General features: G+C 67.0%; 17 protein-coding genes and 3 pseudogenes. 6 read left to right on the plus strand and 14 right to left on the minus strand.

Translation table 11 applies throughout. The annotated features are described in order from the left end of the window. The first annotated feature begins 115 nt into the window (after nucleotides 1–115). Nucleotides 116–958 (plus strand): alpha/beta hydrolase-fold protein, encoded by an 843-nt coding sequence (locus FMEAI12_RS23710; protein ID WP_112107897.1) that lies wholly within the window; start codon nucleotides 116–118, stop codon nucleotides 956–958. A gap of 77 nt (nucleotides 959–1035) precedes the next feature. Here FMEAI12_RS23710 and FMEAI12_RS40145 read toward each other — a convergent pair. From FMEAI12_RS40145 to FMEAI12_RS23730, 4 genes and pseudogenes are all read right to left on the minus strand, one after another. Beyond that, nucleotides 1036–1301: pseudogene (locus FMEAI12_RS40145) on the minus strand (hypothetical protein). Further along, nucleotides 1222–2250 carry a diacylglycerol kinase family protein gene (locus FMEAI12_RS23720; RefSeq protein ID WP_160144314.1) on the minus strand — a complete coding sequence of 343 codons (1029 nt, stop codon included), beginning with the start codon at nucleotides 2248–2250 and terminating at the stop codon, nucleotides 1222–1224. Before FMEAI12_RS23720 ends, FMEAI12_RS40145 begins: the two are co-directional and overlap by 80 nt. A 1-nt stretch (nucleotide 2251) precedes the next feature. Next, nucleotides 2252–2884 (minus strand): DUF1003 domain-containing protein, encoded by a 633-nt coding sequence (locus tag FMEAI12_RS23725; protein WP_200835394.1) that lies wholly within the window; start codon nucleotides 2882–2884, stop codon nucleotides 2252–2254. A 140-nt stretch (nucleotides 2885–3024) separates the two neighbouring features. Further along, the gene (locus FMEAI12_RS23730; protein WP_112107899.1) at nucleotides 3025–3456 is read right to left on the minus strand and encodes a hypothetical protein; all 432 of its coding nucleotides are present in this window, start codon (nucleotides 3454–3456) and stop codon (nucleotides 3025–3027) included. A 367-nt stretch (nucleotides 3457–3823) separates the two neighbouring features. Between FMEAI12_RS23730 and FMEAI12_RS23735 the strand changes: the two genes are divergently transcribed. Next, nucleotides 3824–4246, plus strand: a complete 423-nt coding sequence (locus tag FMEAI12_RS23735; RefSeq protein ID WP_235014366.1) for a WD40 repeat domain-containing protein — start codon at nucleotides 3824–3826, stop codon at nucleotides 4244–4246. 121 nt (nucleotides 4247–4367) lie between these two features. Here the strand turns inward: FMEAI12_RS23735 and FMEAI12_RS36305 are convergent, their stop codons facing one another. From FMEAI12_RS36305 to FMEAI12_RS23745, 3 genes are all read right to left on the minus strand, one after another. Beyond that, a complete protein-coding gene (locus tag FMEAI12_RS36305) occupies nucleotides 4368–6014 on the minus strand; it encodes a vanadium-dependent haloperoxidase (RefSeq protein ID WP_131626010.1) in 1647 nt (548 codons plus the stop codon). A gap of 755 nt (nucleotides 6015–6769) precedes the next feature. Continuing rightward, nucleotides 6770–7180, minus strand: a complete 411-nt coding sequence (locus FMEAI12_RS38565) for a CoA transferase (RefSeq protein ID WP_235014368.1) — start codon at nucleotides 7178–7180, stop codon at nucleotides 6770–6772. Nucleotides 7181–7242: 62 nt separating this feature from the next. Continuing rightward, nucleotides 7243–8943, minus strand: coding sequence for a glycosyltransferase family 2 protein (locus FMEAI12_RS23745; protein ID WP_235014370.1), 1701 nt, complete (start codon nucleotides 8941–8943; stop codon nucleotides 7243–7245). Nucleotides 8944–9761: 818 nt separating this feature from the next. Here FMEAI12_RS23745 and FMEAI12_RS23750 point away from each other — a divergent pair. Continuing rightward, nucleotides 9762–10889, plus strand: a complete 1128-nt coding sequence (locus FMEAI12_RS23750) for a glycosyl hydrolase 53 family protein (RefSeq protein WP_235014371.1) — start codon at nucleotides 9762–9764, stop codon at nucleotides 10887–10889. Between the two features lie 325 nt (nucleotides 10890–11214). On the opposite strand, the gene FMEAI12_RS23755 is transcribed toward FMEAI12_RS23750, so the two are convergent. The 4 genes and pseudogenes from FMEAI12_RS23755 to lnt all read right to left on the minus strand — a co-directional run bounded on the left by FMEAI12_RS23755 (nucleotide 11215) and on the right by lnt (nucleotide 13748). Beyond that, nucleotides 11215–11478, minus strand: a complete 264-nt coding sequence (locus tag FMEAI12_RS23755) for a hypothetical protein (RefSeq protein WP_112107902.1) — start codon at nucleotides 11476–11478, stop codon at nucleotides 11215–11217. Between the two features lie 59 nt (nucleotides 11479–11537). Further along, a pseudogene (locus FMEAI12_RS40150) lies at nucleotides 11538–11660 on the minus strand (transcriptional regulator); the annotation flags it as partial. Continuing rightward, entirely contained in the window at nucleotides 11657–11950 is a 294-nt protein-coding gene (locus tag FMEAI12_RS23760) for a helix-turn-helix domain-containing protein (RefSeq protein WP_071061835.1), read from the minus strand. The gene FMEAI12_RS23760 and the pseudogene FMEAI12_RS40150, both read right to left, overlap by 4 nt. A 160-nt stretch (nucleotides 11951–12110) precedes the next feature. Further along, nucleotides 12111–13748 carry an apolipoprotein N-acyltransferase gene (lnt, locus tag FMEAI12_RS23765; protein ID WP_112107903.1) on the minus strand — a complete coding sequence of 546 codons (1638 nt, stop codon included), beginning with the start codon at nucleotides 13746–13748 and terminating at the stop codon, nucleotides 12111–12113. Between the two features lie 846 nt (nucleotides 13749–14594). Here lnt and FMEAI12_RS23770 point away from each other — a divergent pair. The 3 genes from FMEAI12_RS23770 (at nucleotide 14595) to FMEAI12_RS23780 (ending at nucleotide 15587) form a co-directional block, all read left to right on the plus strand. Continuing rightward, nucleotides 14595–14912 (plus strand): hypothetical protein, encoded by a 318-nt coding sequence (locus tag FMEAI12_RS23770; protein WP_235014373.1) that lies wholly within the window; start codon nucleotides 14595–14597, stop codon nucleotides 14910–14912. 152 nt (nucleotides 14913–15064) lie between these two features. Next, the gene (locus FMEAI12_RS23775; protein ID WP_112107904.1) at nucleotides 15065–15298 is read left to right on the plus strand and encodes a hypothetical protein; all 234 of its coding nucleotides are present in this window, start codon (nucleotides 15065–15067) and stop codon (nucleotides 15296–15298) included. Beyond that, on the plus strand, nucleotides 15285–15587 hold the full coding sequence (locus FMEAI12_RS23780; protein WP_020459472.1) for a transcriptional modulatorof MazE/toxin MazF: 303 nt from the start codon (nucleotides 15285–15287) through the stop codon (nucleotides 15585–15587). Before FMEAI12_RS23775 ends, FMEAI12_RS23780 begins: the two co-directional genes overlap by 14 nt. A gap of 921 nt (nucleotides 15588–16508) precedes the next feature. Here FMEAI12_RS23780 and FMEAI12_RS23790 read toward each other — a convergent pair. From FMEAI12_RS23790 to FMEAI12_RS23800, 3 genes and pseudogenes are all read right to left on the minus strand, one after another. After that, a complete protein-coding gene (locus FMEAI12_RS23790) occupies nucleotides 16509–17048 on the minus strand; it encodes a hypothetical protein (protein WP_112107905.1) in 540 nt (179 codons plus the stop codon). 4 nt (nucleotides 17049–17052) lie between these two features. Further along, the gene (locus FMEAI12_RS23795) at nucleotides 17053–18174 is read right to left on the minus strand and encodes an XRE family transcriptional regulator (RefSeq protein WP_200835395.1); all 1122 of its coding nucleotides are present in this window, start codon (nucleotides 18172–18174) and stop codon (nucleotides 17053–17055) included. Between the two features lie 198 nt (nucleotides 18175–18372). Then, nucleotides 18373–18559, minus strand: a pseudogene (locus FMEAI12_RS23800) (IS5/IS1182 family transposase); the annotation flags it as partial.

Below are 18559 nucleotides of genomic sequence, written 5' to 3' on the forward strand. Positions count from 1 at the left end.
CCGACCCGAACGGGCGGCCACCGGACGGACGGCGACGGCGGACCGTGACGATGACCTGTCTGCCGCCGGCAGAGCGCCCTCCCCCTGGCTCACCCCTCGCTCTAGGTTCGTCACCATGACCGAGACCACCACCGGCAGGAACAGCGGACCGATCACTGGATACGCGGCCGGCGTTCCGTTCACGGCACTGCCGCCAGCCGGCGGCGCCGACGTCCCGGCACCGCTGGTGGTGACCTGGCACATGATGGACGCGCCCCGTTCGGACAGCGCGTTCGCCGCCGCGCTCCCACTGGCCGACGTCCCCGCCTGGCGGGTGCATCTCGGGATGCCGCTGGTCGGCCGACGTCCAGTGGAGGGAGCGTACGAGGCCGCGCTGGCCGATCCCGTGCTGCGGTATGTCGATCCGGTGGTCCGGCAGGCCACCGAGGAGTTCCTGCCGGCGCTCGACGCGCTGGAGGACGAGCTCCCCCTCAGCGGCGGGCCGATCGGGATCGTCGGCGCGTCGCTCGGGGGGACGGTCGCGCTCAACGTGGTGGCCCGGGTGCCGGTCCAGGTGTCGGCGGTGGCGCTGGTGAACCCGGCCATCCGGGCGCGGACCGTGGTCGACATCTTCACCGCGGCGGCGGGCACGTCCTACGAATGGGACGAACGGGCGCACGCCGCGGCCGATCATCTGGATTTCGTGGCCCATGCCGGGCTGATCAGCGGCCGCCGGCCGGCACCAGCGGTACTCGTGGTCAGCGGCGAGCTCGACTACCCGATCAGCCGCTCCGACGCCGGCGAGCTGATGGCCGCGCTCCAGGCCGAGTACCAGGACCCGGCGCGGGTCCGCCTGAGCACGATCGCCGGCCTGGACCACCCACTCGCCGAACAGCCCGGCATCGAACCGGCGCCGCAGATCCCGCTGGCCAAAGTCGTCGACCGCGTGGTCAGCGAGTGGTTCCGCGCGAACCTGTGACCGCTGCAAGCAGAGATCGTCCGCCGGAGCGGCGGGTGGTTCACGGATCGCCGCCGGGCTCCGGGAGGCGAAGGCGGTCACCTCGAGGCTGCTCGCAGCTGACCGAACTTCGCGATGGCAGCCGGGGTCACCGGGGTGAAGAAGTTGACGGGGTTGCCGTCGGGGTCACGGAACGGTTGTCGGACGGGCGGGCGGCGTCCGGCGCGAACAGCGCGACGGTGCGGGTGCCGGCGATCGCGAGCGTGGCGCAGGTGGTCCTGAGCTCAGCGAAATCCTGGTTGGACCAGTCCGCCCGCACGCCGATCGCCCGCTCGTAGAAGCCGAGACCCGCCCTGGCGCGCAGGCAGTCTGACGGGCGGGAACCGCGCTGACGGCGAGGCGCCGGGATGGCGGGCCGAGATCCGGACCCGCAACGCCGTGGGCCGGACGGCGAACCGCAGCAGCGGGTGTAGCTCCGCCGCCTCGCCGTCGATGCCCGCGTGCACCGGTGCGGTGGCGCTGACCGTCAGACCCTGTGCGCTCCAAGCCCGCCCCGGGGGGCGAACTCCGTCGCCGGGGCGGTCCAGAATGACGATTCCCAGCTGGCCGGTGTCGAGCGCCGGGCGGGTGCCGCGGTGCAGGGGGTGGTCCAGAGCGTAGGGGTTGTTCGACACCAGCACCACGGCGAGCTGACGGTGTTCGCGTCCCAGGTCGTCGACCAGGCGCAGATCGGACGCGGGTGAGCTGGGCCCGAGTACCTCCTCGGCGGTCCGCAGGAGCGTACTCAGCTTGGCGTCGCGGTAGGCGGGCTGGCGGACGGCGTCGCCGTAGATTCCGAGCGAGACGTTGTTGACGAACAGGTGGCCGTTCACGTCGGCCACGTCGATCCGGCGCTCGACCCCGTCCGTGAAGGCATCCAGCGCGCCCCCGGGATCGCGTCGGTCGACCCCCAGATCGAGCGCGAAGTGGTTGCGCGTGCCGGCGGGGACGCAGATGAAGGGCAGCCCGTGCGCGGCGGCGGCGGTGGCCACCACCGCCAGCGACCCGTCGCCTCCGGCCATCCCGACCGCGTCGGCGCCGCTGGCCACGGCGTCGTCAACCAGCGTTGCCAGGTTCTGGCCCGGGGCCAGGAGGACCGACTCGACCCCGCGTTCGCGGGCCCGCTCGGCCAGCCCGGCGCGAGCCGCCGTGCCACCACCGGACCTCGGGTTGATGAACAACACCGGCCGGCGCGGCGGGTCGACGGGCTGCCAGCCGTAACGCGACAGCCGGCGATCGGACGGGCTCGTCGCCGACGGGTCGAGCGATGCCACCTCACTCCCCTCCCCCCACTCCCGTCCGCTCTTCGACCGCGCGTTCCGCCTGCTCCCGGGAGCCGTTGCGGATCTCGACGAGAAGGTCGTGGACCAGACGAGTAAGCTCGGTGTCTTCGTGAAGGTCCTGCTCGGCCACATGGAAGTCGTGGTTTGCTTTTTCTTGCGCAAAGGCGGACTGGCGGTTCTGGCCGATCATCACGAAGGTGGAGAGGAAGATCCCCTCAAGCGACACAAACAGCGTCAGGGTCGACCAAAGGTGCTTCTCCAGCCAGATCGTCCAGGCCGCGAAGAGGGCAGCGTGCAGATAGACGAACTGCATCGAGCCGGCGAAGGCGATGATGCTGTCGGCGATCCGCAACTGGATGTCGTCGCGTCGCCGACGCAATTCGGACACGACGGCCGGGTGAAATTGTCGCTGTGCGCTCGTGGCTTTCTTGGTCGTGGGCAGCACGGTAGGGGTCCTTCGTTCAGGCGCGTCGAATCCGCCGAGCAACGACAGGTTCTTTGCCACTGGTGTGTCCGAAGGGCTCAGCGAAATCGTACGCTTTTCACCCGGGAAGATCGGTCGGTCGCCCATGGCGACCACGCGCCGGGTGGCTGACCGGCCGATGAGCCGCCGCGTGGCCGCCAAGGCATCCGTATCCCGTCGACCGCTGACCCCAGATGGGCGGTGGTTGCGCCGCTGGGGGCTCGCCCCGTTGCCTGGTGCTCGTTCGACGCGGTGCTTTCCGGGTGCTTCCCGGCACATTCCCGACGAGTGCCGCGGAAGCGCTAGCTGCGGCTCGAGGCAAACTCGTCAGCCTCGGCGCGGGCGATGACGGCGTCGGCGATGGCGTACTCGGCCTGGTCGATCACGAGGAGCGCCACGTCGATGGCGTCGACGGCGTCCTCCTCAGCCCTGTCGGCGCGGTGCTCGGCCTTCCGGACGTCCCGCTCGGCGCGCCGTTGCTCCGCCTCGGCGCGCAACTCGGAGAACCGCTCGTTCACCGACGACCGCACGGCGTTCCACCGCGCCTCCGCGCCGGCTTCCGCCTGCGCGATCTGCTCCGATGCCTTGGCCGCGCCGGCTTCGGCCGACGTCTTGATCGATTCCCGCTGCGCCTCGAGGCGCGCCCGGTTCTTCTCCCGCGCCGCACCGACGACGTCCTCGACGTGCCTCGTCCGGTCGGAAAGTTCGGTGAGTTGTTCGGACAGCGACTTCATCGACTGACCCTCCCCGGGGATCTCTGCATGATTCCGGCTGCCTCGGCAGCCGCCTGGTCATAGTCGTACGTGCCCTTTACCCCCGGTTCCTGAACACGGGAGGGGTCGTGGCGGCCCACGTTAGCCCACCTGGGGCTTACCTCCCGATATCCCTGTTGCACCCAAAGGCGTACATGGCGAAGTCGTCCTATTTCTCGCGACGATTTGGTCCGCTGCCCGTCTTTATCCCGGTCTGCTCCCGGGACGGGCGACGGCTGGCCGAGGGGCAGGGCGGTGCCGGTGACCGCCCGCAGGTCGGCCAGCAGCTGCCCGGTGGTCCGAGCCGCGGTATCGACCGGCTCCGGCGACCAGACAGTGCGGTTGTGGGATGTGTCCGACCAGGGCGCGCCAAGCCCCGCTCGGCCAGCCCCTCGCCGGCCACACCAACTCGGTGTTCTCGATGGCGTTCGCCCCGGACGGTCACACCCTGGCCAGCAGCAGGGACACCGCAATCCGACTCTGGGACGTCACCGACCGGTCTACTCCCCGTCTACTCGGGGCACCGATCACCAGCCACACCAACACCGTCGGACCGGTGACGTTCTCTCAGGACGGCGACACCCTGGTCAGCGGAAGCTACGACGAGACCGTACGAGTATGGGACGTGACCGACCGGTCCCATCCCCGCCCACCTGGTCTGCCCCTGACCGGTCACACTGACTGGATTTGGTCGGTAGCGTTGTCGCCGGACGGCCAAACCCTTGCCAGCGGCAGCAAGGACAACACAATACGACTGTGGGCCCTTCCCTGACCAGGAGCCGCGCGAACCAAAATTTGCGGCACTGCGGTGCGGACGATCGGGGGTCAACCGTTGCACCACCTATCAGTCGGGTGACGGGTGGTGCAACGGTCTTCCCTCGTTCAGGCTCAATTCAGAGACTGCTGCACTGATTACTCTTCCAACCCCCGACGGTGTTCAGCACTCCATAGTTGACAGGTGCGGGCTGATTACCAGAGCAGGACAGGCTACCGCCGATATTGTTCCCCGACACCACAATCGGCCTTTGCCCTGTATTGTTGTTAACTATCAGCACTGAGGACCCGATATTCGTGTGAGAAACGAGCACCTGTCCGGTTGTCTGGCCGATGCTGAGCGACCCACCGACACCGACGTCACGGATGTGAACTCTGGTCGCGCCACCGGTGTTGATCGACCCGCCGATGCTGGCTTTATCAGCGACGAAACCAGCGCCACCCGAGACATTAATCGAACCGGTCACTCTGGCGCCTGGTGCCAGGCACGTAACACCCGTGGTCAAGCTCAGCGAACCCTGATGAGTGCCGGCCACAGTGTGGTCACACGACTGGAAGTAGTTCTCGAACTCGTAGTCAGAGATTTTTTGACCACCCCTCGTACCCACCTCACCACTGGTACGGAAGTGGACCCCCACGTTGATCCGAGCATTGATCATCTCTTCTGCCATTTGAGAGAAGCTCGTGAAGCTCCGGGTTGTGTTGGAAGACCGACTGAAGACACTGATCGCGCCTCCGGCGATGGTGTCACTGCCGAAGAAATCCTCGAACGCCCTCGTGTACACTCCAGCAGCGTAGTTGTGGCCCGCCGGGTATTCCGGATGCTCCCACTCCGACTGGTCTTCCAACGGCAACCAATCCGGATCGACCGCTGTCGCCGGGTTCCCGTCTGCGTCAGCCTCGCGGATCGCCGTAACCGGCCGCCACCTGTGGTAGAGGTACTTGTTGTGGCCAACCATTATCTGGCCGTCGGCCTCCGCAAGAGCTGTCATGGCGAACAGGCGAGCCGTCTCTGACCCATCAAGGCTCTGACGCCGGGCGAGTTGCGCGGCGATGTCGCCCCACGGCGCCTGTTGCCAATATAGTCCAACATCAAGTTGTTCCGGCGTCCGCGTCGTGCTTGACTGCGACCCCAGGCTCTTTGTCTCGTTGACGTCTGCCGCGTACCGTTCACTTGTCAGCGGGATCGGCGCTTCAACCTGAAATCGCTCAACTCCGGGAATTAGGAACGGCTTCACATTCCTAACCCACGCATGGGCATCCAGTTGGTAGCTCGGAGGTACCGGCCGGAATTCCCCAGGCTCGTTTCCGGTTGGGAAGATCTCGTCTTCCGCATTGCGTCCATCGTTCTGGCGGGCGGCGAGCATCGCCGATGCAGCCTCCTCACCCACAGCGATGCCGCCGTTCTTCGCTGGGCTGTTGGGAATCAAGGCAAGGGTGGACTGGTATTTGGAATCGAGCATTGCTTCCATCTCCGGGAGGAGGCTCAACAACACCCTGTAGGAAGCTGTCGCCGCCGCCGCTCCCACAGAGTCGCCCGGATCCGCCGAGGGAGGTATGGCAACGTATGCCTGATGGGTACGGGAGATCCCGTTTGTCGCGTCATAGACCGCACCGTTGACCATCGCTTTGTCGGGTGCGGAGACCCACGGCGGGGTTGCGCTGGTCAAACCCCTGTTGAACAGCAGAAACCCACTGGTCTGGTACCAGTCGATGATTATATTTCTATCGGTTTCGGTTGATGCGGATGCGGGTGCCGCCGACATGATTGGGACGGTGGCCGCAGCCAGGCAGGACAGGGTGGCGCCCCAAATTCCCGCCAGAAATCCTTTACGACTTAACTGTCGGTTTCTCATACCTACCTTCTCCCTTGCCGGCATCATGAGGATTCTTTGCTTCGGGGCCAACAGCCCGCCGCTATTACAGCAAAACCTCCTGGCGTGTCGTCGACGACACGCCATACATGAAGTCCCGTAGCCACGGAGATCGATAGGTGTAGCCGGCCGGAGGGAAGGTACACTTCCGGATCGCGAGGGGTTTTACTGTAGCACTATTGGCAGGATTTAAAATATCCGCACTATCGCACTTTTGCAGGCACCTGATCATCGATCGAACCTGCTACCACTCGCCTGTAAGGCGCCACGGCGCCAGCGCCGTAGTTGACCTGTATGAACGCAGGTCACCCCGGAGTGTTGGGCACACAATTGTGTTGTGTCTCAACGATCTCGATCGAGGCGATTTCGAGAACCCGATGCCGTGGAGATCACACTCCTCACGGCACTGCCGGGCCTCCTGAGCGAGTCGTACTGGAGCGCCGGCGAGAGCGATGGCTCGCTCGAGGGGGCTTCGCGCCGTCAGGCGACGTCGAGCCAGGCACGGCTTTCCCAGCGAGCACCGCCCGCCCGTTCGACTGGACCGCCTGTTCCTCGGCGGACACCGTCAGCCGGTCAACGAGATCGTCGGCTTCGAGGACGCCGCAGAGGGCACGCCAGGTCCGGGGTTCGGCCGCCGAGGCGGTCACCTATCGGTCGTTGACAGATCGGTAGAGCCGTCGGCCCGCGGCCCATCCCATCCTGGACGCACCGCCGGCGAAGCAGCCCGGCATGCCGGACAACAGCCACGTCGACGCGTCCGCGATGGAGGCGTCGACGAAACAGCGGGTGTCGGTGCGAGCCGCACCGGCGAACGCGGCAGCCACGGCCACGGCCATCGCCGCGACGGCACCGGCCACGGGCGCGGCGATCAGTGCCCGGGACATCCACGGGAGCTGCTCCGCCATCGCGGCCAGCACACCGGAATGGCCGAGGAAGGTGATCTCATGACCGGCACGTCCGACGTAGGGGCTGTCCGCACCGAAAGTGGACGGGGCCCGCTCACACCAGCCGCGGGTGACGCCGGCCGTCTGCGCGTATCCGAAGCCCGCCTTCTCCATGGCCCCCGGTCAGGCACTGTCGACGACGGCATCCGTTGAGGCGCGCACCCGCCCGCACGACCTCACGCAGAGGAGAGCGCCACCCAGATCGGGTGCCAGGAGGCGATCGCGGTGGCAACTGTCGCGGCCGTGAGCAGTCCCGTCATAGCCAACGGCGCCGCCGCGCGGCGCAGCCGAACGGCGAGCGGCGTACCCCCGTCTCCGGACAGCCGGACCTCCTGCAGGATCACGACGGACAGGACCAGCAGGAAGGTCAGGGAGTCCTGCAGGGCGAACAGGAGATAGCCCGATCTCCCGCCCGCGTGATGGACGGTGAGATAGGTCCAGCAGGCCGCGAGCGGGACGACCACCATCGCGACGTAGGGAGCCATGGGTCGCAGCGAGACGGCTCCGGCCTCACCCCCCACCCCCTTCTTCGTGATCATGTATGGCTTCTTGACTCTGAGGACGACCTGGACGAGCGCGGAGAGGACCACGATCCAACGGGCGGCATGCAGGACGATCCCGCGCCAGGTCAGCCGTATACCGGTCGGCACGTGCCACGGCCGGCTCCACCACCAGATCAGCAGCGAGGCGACGCTCAGCGGAACGCTGTGGGCGAGGAAGTCCAGATAGTGGACCTTCGCGATGGCCTGGTTCAGGCAGAGCGCGAGAAGCGGCAGCGCGAAGAGGATCAGCATCGACAGCGACCAGAGGGTGTACCAGGTCTGAGCGAAGAGAAACTGGACGGCCTGCCGCAGTCCGTACCGGCGGAGCAGTCGGGGCGTGTGCCGCAGGAGGACCTCGATCATCGAGTACGCCCACGCGAACTGCTGCGACAGATAAGTCTCGAACGTCTCGGGCCCGTCACCGGTCGCGATGACATCCGGGACGAAGACGCCCTGGTATCCGCGCGCAGCCAGGCAGACGGTGTCGAGGTGGTCCTCCGCCCTGGTCGGCTGGAACCCGCCGATCTCGAGGATGCCGGCCGTGTCGTAGGTGCAGTGACTCCCGATGATGAAGGGCGTCCGCGAGAACCCGAAGAACCCCATCTGAAGCGGTCCCTGCAGACCCAGTTCCTGCTCGGCCGCGCCCCGGGCGGTCCAGTGTTCGAAATTCCCGTACACACTCGGCGCCTGCACCCACTTGACCTTTGGGTCGGCGAAGTAGCCGAGCACCCGGTCCAGGTAGTCGGGGTTCGGTATGTGATCGATGTCGAGCTGGGTGAAGTGGCTGTACTCGTGGCCGTGGGCATCCAGCCAGCTGTTGACGTTGCCGGCCTTGGTCTTGCGTTTGAACGGCGGGTTCCGGCGATTCCAGCCGGCCACCCCCTCCCGCCCCCAGCGGGCCTCGTCATGCCGCGAGAAGTATCGGACACCTACCGACCGGGCGAGCTCCTCGATCTCCGGTGAGGAGACCTTGTCGACGAGTATCCAGCTGTCGTGCGGATATCTGATCCTGCTCATCGCCACCAGTTGGCGACGGACGATCTCGAGGGACTCCGAGCCGGGGACGGTGAGGCTGATGACGGCAACCCGCCGGATCGGCGCCGAGATCTCCGCCTGGCGCACCGGAATGGGAACGGGCCGCCGCATGTGCCCGACAAAAATCAGATACATCCCCGCCAGGAGGGTACCCACGTAGAAGAAGGACACCGACATCAGCACGAACAGCACGATCGAGCCGACGTTGTCGGCGCGTAGCCACCACCACCAGAAGAACACCGTGGCAGCCAGCCACCCCACCGTGATCAGCCAGTACTGCAGTTTCTGCCACCGGCTCATCACGGCCGTAGACCGGACCCGGTTCCCGGAATTTTCCAGGAGGCTTGGCGCTAACCTCTGGTACTGCAGGGGGACGGTCAGCGGCCCGACACCACCCGCCAGATCCTCCGAAAGGTACGCCTCGCGCACCGGACCATTCACCGGTCTCCCCCAGAAGAATGCGCGCGCTCGTTTCGACGAGCGGCGAAGAAAAGAGCCACCATGCGTCCCCGCACACAAGGTGCACGGAGAGGAAGAGCGCCACCGCCGGTCACACAGAAGAAAGGCGAGGCTACAGAGGCGAAGGGATCACCCGCGAGTAGAAGCACCCCGCTCCGGCGAACGCCTCCGCGACAAAAAGTGATCTTTCATCGTCATGACCAACACTGACGATCAGCTCGTCGCCCGATGACCTGCCACCGCAAGTCCGCCCCCCCAAGCCCAGGCATTCGACCGGGGCACCCACACAAAGGTCAGCATAGCCCGGATGATGTTCGAGGCTAGACCACTATCATCCGACTGGCAACGCTTGGCACCTTTCGCGACAACCTCATTACCCAGAGCGACCACCGACACCGACGGTCCGGCGCCACCGGGTGAGAGTCCATGTAGACCAGCAACCAAGATCGAGGATCGGAAAGTCGGCGAAGCGGTATATTTCACCGGCGGTACGCGCGCCGAGCGCGCTCCACGACAACGCGGTGAATCGGCAGCCCGGAGTCACCGTCCCCGGGCACGCACACGGCGGACGGCTGACGGCTGACGGCTGACGGGCAGGCGACCTGCGGGAAGAGGAACCGAGACCCATGCGGGGCAGCGCCGCGCGCGTGATTCACATCGTGAGCCTGATCGTGGCCGCGGGTACGGTGGCGGTAACGGTCACCGTCCTGACCGGGCGCGACAGACCGTCACGCGAGGTCCTCAGCGTCCGGGGCGCGGACATCTCGTTCACGCTCCAGGAGGAGGCCGCTGGGACCGGCCTCTCCGACGGCGGGCGGCGCCTCCCCATCGAAAGGATCCTTGCGGCGCACGGCGCGAACTACGTCCGGCTCCGGGTCTGGGTCGATCCACCCGCCGGATACAGCGACGAGCAGTCTGTCCTCACCCTGGCACGCCGCGCGACGGACGCGGGGCTAAGAATAGTGCTTAATCCGCACTATTCCGACTTCTGGGCGGACCCGCATTCACAGGAGATCCCGGTGGCGTGGCGTGGCGCCGATCTCGTGACGACGGCAGCGAAGGTCCGGGAATACACACGCGGTCTGGTCGCCAGACTGGCGGCGCAGGGAACGCCCGTCGACATGGTTCAGATCGGCAACGAGATCACCAACGGGATGCTCTGGCCGCTCGGCGATGTCCGGGACGGCACACGAACACAGTGGTCACGCCTCGCGGAGCTGGTCAACAGCGCGATCGAGGGTGCCCGCGAAGGCACGTCGGGCCGGCCCGTGGCCATCGTCCTCCACGTCGACAGCGGGGGCGACCTCGGCCGCTCGGAGTATTTCTTCGGCAACCTCATCCAGGCGGGCGTCACCGCGTTCGACGTCATCGGGGTGAGTTACTACCCGTACTGGACCGGCTCCCTGGCGGCGCTACGGGCGACGCTCGACGGCCTGGCCCGGCAGTACCACCGGGACATCCTCATCGCGGAGACCGCGTATCCGTGGACGTTGGTCGACCCCGGGCCGGGCGACTGGGTCACGTCCCCCGACCAGCTACCGGACGCCATGACGGTGCCGGCGACGCCGGCCGGGCAGGCAGCCTTCTTCGCCGAGCTGCGGCAGATCCTCCACGACGTTCCGGACGGCCGAGGCCTGGGGTTCCTCGCCTGGGAGCCCGGCTGGCTCACAGTTGCCCCCAAACCCGGCGAGCCGATCCCCGGAGCGAACCTCGCGATGTTCGACCGGGACGGGGTCGGGCTGCCCAGCCTCGCCGCGTTCGCACCCCCCGACGCCACCGGCCTGTGAACGCAGATCACACCAGGCGACGAAGAGGACGACCGCCGGGACGACGCCGCGTAGGGGCCTATCCCCTCCGGACCCGGATTGAGGTCGGCATCTACCAGCAGCGGGGCATCCTCACCAAGGACAGCCTTCGCGAACAGGCCGGACGACGACTCGGAATCGTCTCAGCGCGGGGCACCTGGTATCTCGTCCCGCGTGTCCTCGGGAGAGGCCCGAACCTCACCGGGAACGACACCATGTTGCTCCCCTGCGGCGCACAGGCGGGACCAGACCGCCCGGGTGGCGTCGTCGCTGGGGAAGAACGACTCCAGTCGTAGTTCCTGCGCGGTCACATCGATCGGCGTGCCGATCGATGTGACGACGGAGAACAGGTCAAGGGCGTGCCGGCCACGTCGAACCGCACGTCGATCACGGGCGCGGCGGCGTCCCACGGCTCGGGGGCGGCGAGCAGCGCGGCGACGTCGGCTCGCGCACGCAGCCGGCGCACCAGCGCATCGGTGCGCTCATCCAATACTCCGCCCACAGCCTCGCGCCGGGCCCGTTCCAGCAGATGCGGGACGACGCTGTGCCAGTTGCGCACCGCACGCCGCACCGGCCCGGCTCGATAACCATCTGGAGGACGTTCGCGGACTCCGGCAGGGAATCCGGCGCATACAGCCGCCCGAACAGCAGCCGGGCACCGTTGTTGGCCCGCACCAGGTCCCAGCTGCGGTTCAGCACCACCGCCGGCAACGGACGTGGCCGCGGAGCATGGGCCGACAGCGCCGTGTTCACGCGGTCCAGCTGGGGCTGTCCAGCGGCTCCGCGGTGTATGCCGGCGCGTAGCCGCCGGCCAGCAGGAGCACGTTGCGCTCCCGCAGCGGCACGTCCAGGGCGCGGGCCAACCGCCCGATCATCTGTCGGCTGGGCTGCGCCCGGCCGCTTTCGATGAAGCTCACGTAACGGGGCGTGCTGCCCGCCGCCGACGCGAGCTCCAGCTGACTGATCCGGCGTACCCGCCGCCAGTGGCGCAGCTGCTCTCCGAGCGGCGGACCGGCAGGTGACGCGGACTGCGGTACCGACATGACACGCACCGTACGGTGCAGCCCGGGCGGGATCCCTTCCCTGGCAGGGAATCGCGCCCCTGCCTCGGACTACGCCGCGCCGTCGCGACGGCCGTGAACCGTCCCAGAGGCGTTCCGCACAGCCTCGTCGGCGCGGACAGCCCCGCCCTGCCACCCCGAATCACCCCGCCGTGAAGCGCCTGGCGCGGTGCAGACGGACCGCCCGCAGCACCGCGGCATCGAGCGCGACGGCCGCGACGATGGCGAGCGAGCCGAGGGGCACCCAGTCGCCGAGGCGGGCATACGGGGTGCCGGTCGCGCTGGTCAGCGGCAGGTCTACGACATAGGCGCCGCGCCCGTCCCTGCCCAGGCGGAACAACTGCCGGCCGGAGGCGTCGAAGGCGGTGGACACGCCGGTCAGCGTGGCGTGAAGGACAGGCCGTCCCGCCTCGACCGCCCGCAGCGCGGCGAGGCTGGCGTGCTGATCGGGTGCCCAGCTGTCCTGGAAGGTCGAGGTGGCCGACTGGACGACGACCACGTCCGCGCCGTCGTTCGCCAGACGGCGGGTCATGTCCGGGAAGGCCGACTCGAAGCAGACCAGCGGACCGAGCCGGATCGTACTGCCGTCCGGCTTCCCCGCGGCGAGCACGGTAAGCCGGACGCCCTTGCGGCGGTTCTCAGCGGCTGCCTCGGTCACCGCGGTCAGCCAACCGAAGACGGGGCGCAAGGGGATGTACTCCCCGAACGGCACCAGCCGCATCTTGTCGTACCGACCGCGCGGGCCGTCCGGTCCGACCAGCACTGCAGACTTGTAGATCCCCCCGCCCCCGTCGTCGGGGCTGGCGACCTCATCAGCACGCCGCGCATCGGTGTTGACCAAGACCGGGACACCGAGCATGCGGGACAGATCCTCGAGCCGGCGCAGCCGTGCCTGGTCGTCGACGAGGTCGAACCCGACGCTGCTCTCCCCCCACACGACCAGGTCGACCCCGGTGCCGACCAGGCTTCTGGTGGCCGCCTCACCGTCGGCGAACCGCACGTCGGCACCGTGGACGACGCCTGGCTGGACGCCACCAACGGTGAGCGTGCCGGTGTTGGCCGGGGTGGGCACGGCCGCCGCACCGGCCACCATCACGGCAACGAGCAGGCCGGCTGCGAGCGCGACGCCAGCCCGCCACGGTCGCCGCCGCCCCGACCGCAGGCCCGGCATGACCGCGGCAGCCACCAGCAGGTTGACCGCAGCGAGCAGGAAGCTCAGCAGCCACACCCCGCCGACGGCGGCCAGCGGCAGAAACGGTCGGGCGTTCCACTGGCTGGCACCGAGCAGCGCCCACGGCCCACCGAAGCCCTCCCACGACCGGGCGAACTCCCCGATCACCCAGCCGGACGGGACGGCGACCAGCGCCCAGGCGAGACGGCGGTACCCGGGCGGTTGGGAGGGCAGCCGGGGGCGCAGCGCCGTCCAGACCAGGACACCCCACGGCATCCAGGTGACGCCGAGCGCCAGACCGAGGACGACGATGAACGGACCGGTGTTCGGAACCAGCCAATAGCAGGTCGCCAGGAAGAACCCGGTACCGCCGCACCAGGCACGGATCGCCGCCTCCCGCGGGACGGCGGCCGCCACGATCACCAGGGTTGCCGGCACCACCCCGACGAAGCCGACCGGCCACGCCGACAGCGCGGGGAACGCCACGGCGGGCACCGCCCCGAGCAACGCGGACAGCGCCCGGTACCGCCACCGGGACCACCGGGTCGGCACCAGCCACACATGCCCGCCCGCGTCGACGGACACGGGGCGGCCGGCGCTGCTGGCCATGTCTCGATGGTGCTACCGGGCCCGGCGGCGTGCGCCCGGAGGAGCCCGCCCGGCCACTCCCGCTCGTCGAAGGCGGAGAACCACTCGGCCCTGGCCCGACTCGACGACCGCCTGAGCGGAACCCGACTGACCAATCACTCCCGCGACGGTGGTCACGCTGCGCGTTGCTCATGGGGTTGCACCGGTCCCCGAAAGATATCGCGGCTGGTCACGAGCTTGATCGGAGATCAACGAGCATGCGGAACCAGCGCGTGGGCGCGGCAGGGGTCGAACCTGCGACCACTCGCTTGTAAGGCTCCAGAGGGCAAACACTGTACTCGACCTGCATATATGAAGGTCGCTACTAAGCGTCGGGCACACAATTGTGTCGTGTCTAAACAATCTCTCGGGCGATGACTCAGGCGATCACAACGTGGGGAAAATCATGTTCACCTCGATCCTAGGCGCCATCCTCCCGTACGAGCTTTGTTGTGCCGCCACCGCCTCCCGGTGACACTGAACGCATGGAAGGAACCCCGTTTACCATCGGTGGACCCGAGCTGGTCACCGACGTGAGCCCGGCGGGCTGGGTCGTGGACGGAACCCGCGGCCCCGGCTACACCGTCGGTTCCCTGGTGCCGCGGAAATGAACGCCTACCCCACCCCTCCATGGAGTGGATCTCCATCACTGGCTCCTGGCAATACTTGCAGGGCAGCAGCGATCAGCCCGGTCTGTGGAACAACCAACCAACGCAAGGATCCCTCCCCGTTCCACAGCCAGCACGTCTTTCCGGCCTGCTCGCTCGGCACACGACCACCGCGAATCGGTGCTGGTTCGCCGTATGGCGAGGATTCGGCGCACTCGCCGTGCCCACCGCCGGAATTCCGACCATCGCCATGACGCACCGTCCCATGGTCCTGCTGACCGGCCCACTGACTGCGGCGACCACATCGCTGGAGCATCCACCCTGGGATCGGCGGGCCAGCCTGTGGTGGCCCGAGGACCGCGCATGGTGCGTCGCCACCGATGTGGACCTGATGACCACCTACGTCGGCGGCAGCCAGGCCTGCATCAACGTCCTCACCGCAGACGACCAGCTCGAAGCCATGCCCGTCCCAGTCGACCAGCGGATCACTTGGGACAGCGACAGCATCAACCCGACCCCGCCGCGGACAGCCCACTGAATGACTCGCCTCACGCGGACCAGAGCCGGAGGCGGGCCTCGACTCCGGCACCGCGCGGGCGTGGAGGTCCGGTTGGGCCGGACCCTCCCGGACGGCGCGGCGAAGAGCGAGATCGCACTGCCGATGGGATGGGCCGTCCTATGATGCGTAGCATGCCGAATCTGAGCGTGTCGGTTCGTGAGGCCACCCTGCAGGACGCTCGAACTCAGGCCGAAGCCGCCGGACTCACCCTGTCAGCCTGGGTCGACAAGACCCTGACCGAGGCCATCTGGACAGCCCGGTTCGCTCGACAGCAGCAGCGCAACGCAGCGCTCGGAGTGACTCCCAAGGCCCTCGACGCCGAGTTCGCCCGCCTGGAGGAGCTGCGCCGCCGTGCAGCAGGGTGAGGTGTGGGCGCGCGCGGACGCGCCAGCCCACGCCCTGATCGTTTCAGCCGACCTGTACAACCGAGCGGGTACGGGCCGAGTCGTGACCTGCCCGGTCATCCCCGGTGAACCGCTGCCCCACGACGACTACGCCGCCGACGCCGGGATCACCACCCCGATCAGGGGCACGATCCTGCCCGAACTCGTCGCGTGGATGCCGGTCTCCGGACTGTCCCATCCACTCGGCCCCATCCCCTCCGACGCATGGCAGCGGGTCGACCAGATCCTGCGCCGCGTCCTCGGACACTAAAGGCGAGCCAGCAAGCAGCAGCGCCTTCGATCAGTTGAGCGCCGACACCCGCGTCGGGCGTGAACCGCCTCGGGTTCAGTCGTCGCGGTCAGCACCAGGCTGGTACGACGAGCGTTGCTGCGGACGATCCTGGACAGGATCCGCGGCGCGACGGATGACATCTCGACGGTCAGATCGTCGATGCTCGATGTTCCCGGGCAACCGCCGACAATCAGGGACGTCCCGTGAGCCTGGCCGGGCACCTGCATGATCGAAAACTTGTGTTGTGCCTGAACGATGTGCTCTACACGCGGGCCTACGGAACGATCTCTGTATCCGTCGAGGCGTTCGAGGATCCGCCACCGAGGGGACATAGCAGCTGGTCGCGAGCTTGATCAAAAATCAAGCGAACACCCGGAACCAGCGCGTGGGCGCGGCAGGGATCGAACCTGCGACCACTCGCTTGTAAGGCGCTCCGGGGCCAACACTGTACTTGACCTGCAGATATGCAGGTCACCGAGGAGCGTCGGGCACACAATTGAGTTGTGTCCAAAAGATCTCCATCGAGCAGCCCACACAGAGCATTGACGTGACGATTATCACAGCCGGTCGGGGTCGCAGCACTGTTCTACGGGGTCGTTTCACGCCACGCCACTCCCGTTCCGGTCGGCCCGGACCGGCGGGGCTGACGGTCCACGCGGCACATCGACGTGGGTGGCGGGCAACGTGGCTCAGCGCGCTGACACCCTTTCCACCCAGCCGACAATCTTGGAAAGCGCCGGGGCGCTGTGCGACCCTTGAGATGGCGTCTCACGTGGAGTGAGGAAGCTGCTTCCAGCAGATGAGCGGCGGCGAGGCTGCGGAATCCGGGGAAGTTTTCCATGATCCCGATACCGGGACACCCACGCAGAACGCACCCTTAGCCAGGCGACCAGGTCCGAATCAAGCTAGCTCCCCAACCCCGACCGCCCATTTCTCGAAATCACCCGGCCCGAACGGTAGACGGTAATTACTGGCAAGTAGATCGTCGGCCAGCGCGGCCACGAGAGGAACTGTAAGTAACCCAATCCTGATCGCCTCGCATAGAAGGGCAAGCGTCGGCCGTAGTCGAATACCACTGTTCTCCGCAGCGCGTCGAGCGGCACCGTCGTCAACCACCGCCACACCGCCTAGCGTGACGGCAAGCGCAAGCACAGCCGCCTCCCCACGGTTGCGGTAGCCCCTGACGAGGAACTCGGCGAAGCGGGCGAATTCGACGATCTCCCTTTCGGTCCGGAGCTCTCGGTGCTGGATCCATGGCGCATCCAGCACCGCCCGAATCCGCCCATCGTGGGTGGCGCCTACCCGCAGCTCATCCACGACCACATCAGGTATAACTGCGGTCCGCGCTCCGACGACCGCTTTCAGAACTCCGAGCCAGCCTTGCTTAGCGATATGGCTCAGCGGCCCAGTATCGAAAACCAGGACTTCGTCGATATCCATGCGACTACGACACGAACTTCCATATCGCGCTCTCCGGAAGTGTCTCCAGCACGGGTAGATCACTTTCCTCAAACGTGTCGAAGAGGAGATCGAGCGCCCGATGGGACGTGACGATCTCTCCACGGTACAACCTCAGCACCGCCTCCTGATAGCCCCGAGGGAGAGAGGGTGCAGCGAGTTCATCGCGAGGGACCAGGTTGAGTTCAACGATGTCAGCCCTGGTGGTGCGGACGCTTCGGATCCGACCGACCTCACTTTGGTCGACTTGCCTTAGCTCCGAAAGTCGCCGCGCCAATGTTGACATGTCAACACGAAAGACGCTACCAACTTTGACGGCCGCCGTTCGCAGATCATCACCTTGCCTCCGCAAATCAGCCCACCTTCGCTTCAATCCCTGCGCAGGCAGGAGAATTGCTCGTGCGAAACGGTCAACCCGGGTTTCCCAGGCAGCTTCGTCGCTTTGCTCGCCAATGCGCCAGTCGACCGAGTATGGGTCAGCGAATAGATAGTGTCCTAGCTCGTGAGCGAGAGCTAGCCTGCGCCGACCTACATGGAGATGGCCATTGACGACGGCAACGCCGCCACGAGCCAAAAGAATCGATGCCGCGTCTGCGGTCTCCGACCCCAAGTCCAGAGAGAACGGCAGCAATCCGAATCGACTCAAGCGTTCCGACATGTCCAGGAAGGGCTCCTCGCCATCAAGGCCGAGCAGAGTCCTTGCTTTAACCGCGCAGGCTTCCGCATCCCCGACGGAACCCGGTCGGTTCATTTCCGGCAGAGCTCCGAGACTCCACCGGACGTCCTCACGCTGGACGAATTCGACATTACGCGCAACCCGCTCGACAGCCCGGTCGATCGACGGACTCGCAGCGCCCGGCTCCTGCAGGTTGCGATGGGACACGAGCGCGGGAGGCGGATCCAGGACGAACCATTCGATCCGCTCGTCGAGCGCCTCCGCGATGCGGGCGAGCTCAAGCGCCGACACGCGCCGCGTTCCGTTTTCGACCTTGGTGAGAGCCGATCGATCCAGGTTGATGGTCGACGCCAGCGCAGCCTGCGTCAGTCCAGCACGTTCCCGAGCTTCGGCGATGCGCCTCCCCATCGCCGCGGGATCAGCAGTAGCCACCTGTGCGATTCTAGAACATCAACTAGATCACTACCAGCGACTCGCCCAGATGCCCCCCTAGCACGAGGCCCGCGCGACCCGCCGAGTGGCACACGAAAATCGTTGATCTAGCAACCGACCCGCGTAACGTTCCGCGACGCAGTGAGGCCACAACGTGATCCACGCCAGTGGCCTACTAGGGTCTGTTCCAAGTTCGGATCATGGGGTTGGCAGGGTGCGTAGCCAGAGGATGGATCCGCGCAGGTGGAGTCCTGCGGCGTAGCTTTCGGGTGTCTTGTCGTAGCGGGTGGCCAGACCCCGCCATTCCTTGATCTTGTTGATGCCGCGCTCCACGGTGTTGCGGTCTTTGTAGAGCGTGGCGTCGTGGCTGACCGGGCGGCCTCCG

The sequence above is a fragment of the Parafrankia sp. Ea1.12 genome (genome assembly GCF_900465275.1).
In the GTDB taxonomy this organism is placed as follows: domain Bacteria; phylum Actinomycetota; class Actinomycetes; order Frankiales; family Frankiaceae; genus Parafrankia; species Parafrankia soli.